Raw genomic sequence first — 6333 nt, 5'->3', positions numbered from 1 at the left:
CAACAGCAGGGTCCGGGCCAACAGCAGGGTCCGGAGGCTTCGGGGCTGCGGCGGGATGGGGGGCGTGGGGGCGTCGATAAGCAAGAGGCCCCAACGGAGGAAATTGGCTTCCGCCTGCCCGAACACGAACAGCCAGACCACCCGGAGGAGAAGTAGCATGAGGACGTTTGATCGTAAGCGCGCCGAAGCTGCGGTGCGTGAACTGCTGATTGCGGTGGGCGAGGACCCGGACCGCGAAGGACTTGTAGAAACCCCGGCGCGTGTGGCGCGGGCCTACGAGGAGGTCTTTGCCGGCCTGCACCAGAATCCGACGGAGCAGCTGGAAAAGACGTTTTCGGAAAACCACCGCGAGCTGGTGCTGGTGCGTGACATCCCGATTTACTCCACCTGTGAGCACCACCTAGTGCCGTTCTACGGCAAGGCGCACATCGGATACATTCCGGGCAAGGACGGCAAGGTGACGGGTCTGTCCAAGCTTGCGCGGCTTGCGGATCTGTACGCGAAGCGTCCGCAGGTGCAGGAGCGCCTGACCGCGCAGATTGCGGATGCGTTGGTAGAGAAACTCGACGCCTCTGCGGTGATTGTGGTCATTGAGTGTGAGCACCTGTGCATGGCTATGCGCGGCATTCGTAAACCTGGCGCGGTGACCACCACCAGTGCGGTGCGTGGCGGGTTCCAAAACAACGCGGCCTCGCGCGCAGAGGTCCTGAGCCTGATCAGGAGCTAGCTTGTGACTGTTCACCCTCGCGTTACTCTTGCAGATATCACCGCACCTGGCCGCACAACCGTGATGGGCATTGTTAACGTCACGGAGGATTCCTTCTCAGACGGCGGGCGTTTCCTTGCACCCGAGGCCGCGCTTGCACACGCGCGGGAGTTGGTGGCGCAGGGAGCTGACATTATCGACGTCGGCGCCGAATCCACCCGACCCGGCGCCGTGCGCGTGCCCGCCGAGGTTGAGGCCCAGCGCGTGCGCGAGGTGATCACGCTGCTCAGCCAAGAAGGGATCAAAACCTCCGTAGACACTATGCGCGCCGCCACCGCGTTAGCTGCCGCGGAGGCCGGCACGCACCTGATCAATGACGTCTCCGGTGGCCTGGCAGATCCGGATATGTACCGGGTAATGGCGGACACCGGCCTGCCGGTGTGTTTGATGCACTGGCGTGCGGCCCGCTTTGAAAGCGCCTCGGGTGCCGCAGACCACGGCGGGGATGTTGTGCGTGACGTGCACGAGGTGCTCAAGCAGGTCACCGACAACGCGATCGCCGCGGGTGTGGACCCGACGCAGATCACAGTGGATCCGGGCCTGGGCTTTGCCAAGACCGCCGAGGACAATTGGGCGCTGCTGAATGCGCTGCCGGAGTTCATCGCTGGTGACTACCCGGTGTTGGTGGGGGCGTCGCGGAAGCGCTTCCTCACCGCGATCCGTGCTGAACGCGGCCTGCAGCACGGACCCGTGGACGCCGACCCGGCCACCGCCGCCGTGACCGCGCTGTCCGCGCATCTGGGTGCGTGGTGTGTGCGCGTGCATGAGGTGGCGGTGTCGCGCGACGCGGTGGATGTTGCCGCAGCGTGGCAGCAGGGTGCCAAGCAGGGTGTCAAGCACAGCGCCAAGCACAGTGGCAAGCAGGAAGGTCCGGCTTATGGCTGATCGGATTGAGCTGAAAGGCCTGAAATTCCACGCCAACCACGGCGTACTTGAGCACGAAACGGAGTTTGGACAGGCGTTCTCTCTGGACATCACCTGCTGGTTGGAGTTCAACGAGGCCGCGCGTGGGGACGACCTGACAAAAACCGTCAACTACGCCGAACTCGCCGACACCGCCTTGGCAATTGCCACCGGCACCCCGCGCCAGTTGATCGAGACCGTAGTGGTTGAAATTGCAGAGACCGCCATGCGTAGCTACGACGTGCTGCACGCCATCGAGGTCACTCTGCATAAACCGCACGCGCCGATCCCGGCGGTGTTTGAAGACGTCGCCGTGGTGGCCCGCCGCTCCCGGAAACGGATGTGATCGCCATGCGTGCAGTGCTCTCCGCCGGATCAAACATGGGTGATGCGCGTGCGCACCTGCGCTCCGTGGTTGATGAGTTTGCAGGCGAGACTGTTGCCGTCAGCTCCCTCTACGCCACAGCACCCTGGGGTAACACTGACCAGCCGGACTTTTTGAACCAGAGCCTGCTGGTGGAGGTGGACCAAACCCCGCTTGAGCTTCTGCAGCGCTGCCAACGTCTGGAACGCGACGCCGATCGCGTGCGCGAGGAACGCTGGGGGCCTCGCACCTTGGATGTGGACATCGTCTGGATCGAGGGCTACACCTCCGACGATCCGGTGCTTACCGTCCCGCACCCGCGCGCTCATTTACGACGCTTCGTTCTCGAACCCTGGCTGGAGATCGATCCGGGGGCGGTGCTGAATGGGGCGTCGAATGGGACGTCGATACGCACACTGCTCCAAGGCTTGGAAGAGCAAGGGGTGCGCAAACTATGAAGCGGACCTCGATCGCGGGCCTGTTCGGTGCAGCCCTATTTACCGCGGCGGCCGCGCTGATTCTGGTGCGCCGCTTCTATGGCCTGCTTGAGTCCTTGAGTCTGGTTGTGCCCATGAGCTTGTGGATTGTGGCGCTGGCCTGTGGGTTGTTTGCGTGGGTGGTGAAGAAACGCCGTGAAGACGGCAAAGTGGGCCTGGATCGCAGCCAGATCAATCCGATGATGGTGGCCAACCTGATGCTGCTGGGCAAGGCGAGTTCATGGACCGGGGCAGTCTTCGGCGGGGCGTACGTCGGCGCGCTGGTGTACGTGGTGCCGAAGCTTTCCCTGCTGAGTGCGGCGGCGCAGGACTTTCCGTCGTTACTTTCAGGCGCCTTGGGTGGGCTTGCGCTTGCGGTGGCTGGTGTCGTGCTGGAACGGGCTTGTGAGGTGTCGCCACCTTCACAGGGAGAGCAAGCCAGCTAAGGTAAACGACATGACTGACCACAGCGACGAGCGCAACACAGAAAGCAGCGTAGAAAGCCCTGCCCGAAGCAGCTCCGGAAACATGTGGGTTGTTATCCCGTTTGTGCTTGCCGTCATCGGCACCGTGGTCATGTTGTTTACCAACTCCGCCAATGCGCTGAAGGTCGCGCTGATCTTTGCTCTGTGGGCGGCAGTCGCGGGCATCATGGTGATTGACCGGACGCGGCGTGACCGTGACGCCGCCCTGGCCACTGCCGCTACCCGCGAAGCCGAACTTGCCCAGGCCCGCAGCCAGCTTGAAGAACAAGCAGCGGGATACACAAGCGCAGAGAGGTCTGCAACCGTATCCGGTTCCTCCGAGGCGCACCTGCAGGCTTCCGACCTGGCCGTGCTGCGCGAACTCCAGGAAGAGATCAAGGCGCTGCGCTCCCAGCTGGAGGAGATGCGTGGCCAGGTCTTCGAGTACGAGCCGGCAGCGGTGCGCGCCTCTGCACGCCGCATCCAGGAGATCGAGGAGCCAAAGCAGGCTGCCCCTGCTGAGCCAGCTGAGCCAGCTGAACCGGCTGAGCCTGTTGCTCCGGCTGAGCCTGTTGCTCCAGCTGAGCCTGCTGAGCCTGCTGAGCCTGTTGCCCCTGCTGAGCCTGTTGCTCCAGCTGCGCCTGCGCCGTCGCGTCCGGGCCCGTCGAGCGATGAGACCACCCGCATTGCCAAGGTGAACGTGCCGGAAGAACCCCGCGAAGAACTCCGCGAAGAAGTCCATGAGGATGCCCATGAGCAAGTGGCTCGCCCGCAGCGCACCCGTCCGGCTGGCGCGCCTTCGGCTGCGGCGATCTCTGGTCGCATTGGCCAGCAGCCGACCTACGAGCACCCGAACCCGCTTTCCACGCTTCTCAGCGAGCGCACCCGCGAGCAGGAAGCCACGCAGGAGGTTGTGGAACCACAGCCAGCTCCAGAGCCACAGCCAGCACCAGAACCACAGCCAGCACCAGAACCACAGCCAGTTCCGGAGCCACAGCCAGCTCCGCAGGAGGAAGCGCCGCGAAGGGGTGGGCGTAGGCGTCGTGACGAGCACTCCAACGCCATCTCCGTCGCCGAGCTTCTGGCCCGCCGCGCAACGAGCGACCAGAGCACGCCAGAGCAGGACAGTTAGCCCGTGCCGCCTCGTCTCGTGGTCGGTTCCATTTTCGGCCACACCCCATTAACGCACGCGTTGGAGCGTGCCGGGCACACCATCGTCTCAATCGATGCGGAGGATGATCCGGGCGCCATTGTGCACGTTGACCTTGTGCTTTTGGATGCTGGGGTGGAGGGGGTGCGGTGGGGCGTCGATAAGCTTGAAGCTCATGCGCGGCCGCAGCAGATGTTTGTGCACACCGCGCTGGAGGCTGGGGCGCAGCTGTTGGATGATGTTGAGACGGCCCAGGCAATTGTGATGTGCGCGCACAACCTGTTCGGGGAGGTGTGGGTGACTTCCGCGGCCGATGAGCTGGGTGAAACCATCCTTGGCCTGCTGGTTGCGGAGCTCGGCGGCATGAACATCCCGATCGCGGACACGGCGCGCCCCGCCCTTGTTGCGGCGCAACGCCTGCGGGCTTTGGAGCACATTTTGCGTATCGACGCCCACGCGCTCATCACCACCGCCTCCCCCGATATAGCCGCTTTGGAGGACCAGTTTTTCGACGCCCCACGCAGCCCACTCGAAGACTTGCCCCCTGCAGAGCTGAACCGCATCGCCGACGCGATCACAGACCCAGGGGTGCGTAGATTGTACGTGGACGTGGAGCGTAGATACGCTGAGCAGGCCCAAGCCACCGACGCGGAGCTGTGGGCGTATGCGAAATACGAGGGAACAATATAAATGGCGTTTGAACCAGGCCAAGCCGTAGTAGTAACCGATGAGGCGCATCTGGCGCAGTATGGGCGCGCGTTTCGCAAGGTTGGCAAGAAAATCGCGCTTGTGGTGATTAACAGAGATGTCACCGGCGCGCACGTGGAGTTGATCCGCGCGGCGAAGTCCCTGTTGGGTGCGTACACGTTTGTGATGTTCCGCGGGGCGGAAGTGCCCGAGGTGTTTGCCCGTGAGGAAGTGGATGTGGTCTTCCACGGCCCCCTGGCTACCGAAGTTGCTGTTGCCACCGGCCTTGATCACCTGGAGTCCGCCGATGAAATGGCGCGCGAGGTTGCCGCGGTGCTGGCGGCGGTGAACCTGAGCCACGCGACTGATCTGGTGATGGGGGAGAAGGACTTCGAACTTCTTGTTGCCGTGCAGCGCGCCGTATCAGCCCTGCGCATGGAGGTGCTCTTGCACTCTCTGCCCACTGTCCGCCACCCGGACGGTCTTGCCATCAGTGTGCGTAACTCGCTTCTGCTTGACCACGCCCACCGCGAAGCCGCACTTGCGCTTTCCGCAGCCCTGACCGCCGGGGCCCATGCGGCGGAACACGGCGCGGGCGTTGTGCTGGAGACCGCCCGCGGCATCTTCGAAGCCGCTGGTGTGGAGCCCGTTTACCTGGAGCTTCGTGATCTTGGTTTCCGCCCCGCCCCTGAAACCGGCGACGTTCGCCTGCTCGCCGCCATCGACGTAGACGGCGTGCACCTGATTGATAACGTCGGCCTGCCGCTGGGAATCGGCTTTAAGTACGCCAGCCAGGAGTAACAGCTGGTGTTGCCTGATTCGGCCCCTAGATTGGTAGGCGATGAGATCAGCGATGAGACCCCCATTGTCACCCTTCTCGTCGCTGTGGCCTGCGGACTTGTAGCAGGAGTGCATCATAAAGACATCAGCTTTGTGGTGCGCGTTGTGATCCGAGTGCCTGTTGCCGTTACCCCCGCTGTTGTTAGCGTCTCTTGCGTTGGTACTTATGGCTGGTTAATCTTCCGTTTAGTTTGTTGTATCCCTGTTCTTTGGAGTTGCTGTTGTGGCTTGGTGTGCACTGTATGGAGGTGGTCTGCGGTGACGAGTGATTATTGGCGGGTGCCGGTGGCTGATCTTGAGGCGATTGCGTCGAGTTTGCGTTCGGTCGAGCAGCTGGTTTCTACTGTGGAGCCTGCCGCTGCAGGTGTTGAGGGCGTTGATTTGGTGCATGGGTCTCAAATTTCTGCTGAGGTGGCAAATTTTTACGCCGAGTGGAAACAGTCACGCAAAACGTTGCTGGATAACGTTGCAACCCTTGCGGAGGCCTCCGGGAAGATCGCCGATGTTGTGGACACGTTTGATAGTGAAACGGCTAACGCGTTGCAGAATATGGCTAATCAGTTATCCGGCAGTGGGGAGGGCTAAACGCCCTGCGTAGGGGGTGGTTTTTGGTTTTGTAGTGTACGTGCCCACGTGGTGTGGGTGGATATTGTGGAAGGTTGTTGGGGTGTATGCCGGTTATG

9 protein-coding genes are annotated in these 6333 nt (G+C 62.6%); all 9 read left to right on the top strand.

Going from position 1 to position 6333, the window contains the following annotated elements; translation table 11 throughout:
* The first annotated feature begins 157 nt into the window (after positions 1–157).
* The 9 genes from folE to HMPREF3101_RS02635 all read left to right on the top strand — a co-directional run bounded on the left by folE (position 158) and on the right by HMPREF3101_RS02635 (position 6235).
* The gene (gene folE, locus HMPREF3101_RS02675; RefSeq protein ID WP_070462387.1) at positions 158–727 is read left to right on the top strand and encodes a GTP cyclohydrolase I FolE; all 570 of its coding nucleotides are present in this window, start codon (positions 158–160) and stop codon (positions 725–727) included.
* A 63-nt stretch (positions 728–790) separates the two neighbouring features.
* Positions 791–1651, top strand: a complete 861-nt coding sequence (gene folP, locus HMPREF3101_RS02670) for a dihydropteroate synthase (RefSeq protein WP_070462389.1) — start codon at positions 791–793, stop codon at positions 1649–1651.
* Complete coding sequence (gene folB / locus HMPREF3101_RS02665; protein WP_070462386.1) at positions 1644–2015, top strand: dihydroneopterin aldolase; 372 nt, start codon at positions 1644–1646, stop codon at positions 2013–2015. Before folP ends, folB begins: the two co-directional genes overlap by 8 nt.
* A gap of 5 nt (positions 2016–2020) precedes the next feature.
* Positions 2021–2491: a 2-amino-4-hydroxy-6-hydroxymethyldihydropteridine diphosphokinase gene (gene folK / locus HMPREF3101_RS02660; protein WP_070462388.1), complete on the top strand. Its 471-nt coding sequence runs from the start codon at positions 2021–2023 to the stop codon at positions 2489–2491.
* Complete coding sequence (locus HMPREF3101_RS02655; RefSeq protein WP_070462385.1) at positions 2488–2955, top strand: DUF3180 domain-containing protein; 468 nt, start codon at positions 2488–2490, stop codon at positions 2953–2955. The genes folK and HMPREF3101_RS02655 overlap by 4 nt, the downstream gene beginning before the upstream one ends.
* A gap of 10 nt (positions 2956–2965) precedes the next feature.
* Entirely contained in the window at positions 2966–4105 is a 1140-nt protein-coding gene (locus HMPREF3101_RS02650; RefSeq protein ID WP_070462384.1) for a DUF6779 domain-containing protein, read from the top strand.
* Between the two features lie 3 nt (positions 4106–4108).
* Positions 4109–4813, top strand: a complete 705-nt coding sequence (locus HMPREF3101_RS02645; protein WP_070462383.1) for a 6PGD fold domain-containing protein — start codon at positions 4109–4111, stop codon at positions 4811–4813.
* On the top strand, positions 4814–5611 hold the full coding sequence (locus tag HMPREF3101_RS02640; protein ID WP_070462382.1) for a pantoate--beta-alanine ligase: 798 nt from the start codon (positions 4814–4816) through the stop codon (positions 5609–5611).
* Between the two features lie 297 nt (positions 5612–5908).
* Positions 5909–6235 carry a hypothetical protein gene (locus tag HMPREF3101_RS02635; RefSeq protein ID WP_141737322.1) on the top strand — a complete coding sequence of 109 codons (327 nt, stop codon included), beginning with the start codon at positions 5909–5911 and terminating at the stop codon, positions 6233–6235.
* The last annotated feature ends 98 nt before the right edge of the window (positions 6236–6333 follow it).

This window comes from Corynebacterium sp. HMSC29G08 (genome assembly GCF_001806875.1).
GTDB lineage: Bacteria > Actinomycetota > Actinomycetes > Mycobacteriales > Mycobacteriaceae > Corynebacterium.
Note: the sequence above shows the minus strand (reverse complement) of the source record. Positions and strands in the feature narration are given on the sequence as shown.

What these genes read in the sequence shown, in the direction of transcription:
- folE (WP_070462387.1), top strand. Translation starts at nt 158, where the DNA reads ATGAGGACGTTTGATCGTAAGCGCGCCGAAGCTGCGGTGCGTGAACTG.
- folP (WP_070462389.1), top strand. Translation starts at nt 791, where the DNA reads ATGGGCATTGTTAACGTCACGGAGGATTCCTTCTCAGACGGCGGGCGT.
- folB (WP_070462386.1), top strand. Translation starts at nt 1,644, where the DNA reads ATGGCTGATCGGATTGAGCTGAAAGGCCTGAAATTCCACGCCAACCAC.
- folK (WP_070462388.1), top strand. Translation starts at nt 2,021, where the DNA reads ATGCGTGCAGTGCTCTCCGCCGGATCAAACATGGGTGATGCGCGTGCG.
- HMPREF3101_RS02655 (WP_070462385.1), top strand. Translation starts at nt 2,488, where the DNA reads ATGAAGCGGACCTCGATCGCGGGCCTGTTCGGTGCAGCCCTATTTACC.
- HMPREF3101_RS02650 (WP_070462384.1), top strand. Translation starts at nt 2,966, where the DNA reads ATGACTGACCACAGCGACGAGCGCAACACAGAAAGCAGCGTAGAAAGC.
- HMPREF3101_RS02640 (WP_070462382.1), top strand. Translation starts at nt 4,814, where the DNA reads ATGGCGTTTGAACCAGGCCAAGCCGTAGTAGTAACCGATGAGGCGCAT.